Genomic DNA, 1,051 nt, shown 5'->3' with positions numbered 1-1,051 from the left:
ATACTGAAACATTCTTTCACGAAGTTGAAATGCCGCCTTTCATAAAATACCACGGAGCAACTCTTCGCTTGCCTCTCTTTGGCATTGATTTCACTGTTTGAGAGATAAATTTCTCATCAAGGTCAAGTTGCTGACAAATCCAACTGAAGGTAAATGGGGAATGAATTTTATCTTGAACTTCATCTCCAAAAAGCCATTCCTCTGCGTGTGAGGCTTCTTTCTTGTCATTTCCAACAAAATCAAGAATGGCTCGCTCTAGAACCGCCATGAGAAGATTCCGTTCTGGTGTTCCGCGTTGAGTGTTGTCTCCAAATACCTCTAGGGCATCGACATCAAAGTGTACTCGGCTCGATGTTGCTTGGCTCATAGTGTCTGTCTCTCTTTTTGAATACCGTAAAAAACCGCTTTTCTCTCTACACAATAGACGCTGTTCGGGTAATATCATTCAAAAAAATTGCACCTTTTGGTTTTTTCTTGTTCTGGGATACTCTGAAGGTGATTGATGGTGGATAAGGATTAAAATGAAACAATGTTTTTATCGAGTCTCATCTCTGGTGATATCGGTTTTCTGTGTCCTTTCTATAGCTTTCTCTCCGCTTGCTGCGAATGCTGCTCCTGTCTGTTCATCTGGGATTTCGTATTTCTGGGTTCCTGAGTTAACGACGTCACCAGTGGCTGGGAAAGGAAAGTTACCGGCTTCGGAGAATAAGGAAGGTGAGAGCCAAGCGACCGAGCTCAAGGTCTTGTATGATAATGTGCAGAGGAAGGGCAGTAGTGAAGAGGTCTCGAGAGGATTGTTAAGTGGCATACTGGAGGATAAAAAGTCGGAAGCTCTCAAGTCGTGTCGGGAACTGCACGAGAATCTGTCTGGCTGTATCTCTGGAAAGTTTGTCTCGATGGCTCCTGTTTTGAGGCAGTTAGACTTTGAGGCGCGAAAGCAGCTCGAAGAATCGATTGCCCTTGATTGTAAGAAAAATTCTGGTCGTTGTGTAAAAGTAGAAGCCTCTGAGATTCAGTGTAGTGATGATGCCTCTGGGGAAAGTGGTGGCGG

2 protein-coding genes are annotated in these 1,051 nt (G+C 44.1%); one reads left to right on the top strand and one right to left on the bottom strand.

The genetic code is table 11. The features are described 5' to 3' along the window. Positions 1 to 16 precede the first annotated feature (16 nt). The gene (locus EBR25_14510; GenBank protein NBW42181.1) at positions 17 to 367 is read right to left on the bottom strand and encodes a hypothetical protein; all 351 of its coding nucleotides are present in this window, start codon (positions 365 to 367) and stop codon (positions 17 to 19) included. 154 nt (positions 368 to 521) lie between these two features. On the opposite strand from EBR25_14510, the gene EBR25_14505 reads away from it, so the two are divergent. Next, the coding region (locus EBR25_14505) for a hypothetical protein (GenBank protein NBW42180.1) at positions 522 to 1,051 on the top strand (530 nt) is incomplete at its 3' end.

It is taken from the genome of bacterium, assembly GCA_009926305.1.
GTDB lineage: Bacteria > Bdellovibrionota_C > UBA2361 > UBA2361 > RFPC01 > RFPC01.
The sequence above is the reverse complement of the archived record's forward strand: the minus strand, read 5'-3'. Positions and strand labels throughout refer to the sequence as shown.

Excerpts from the sequence above, each read along its gene's own strand:
- EBR25_14510 (NBW42181.1), bottom strand. The coding sequence starts at position 367 with ATGAGCCAAGCAACATCGAGCCGAGTACACTTTGATGTCGATGCCCTA.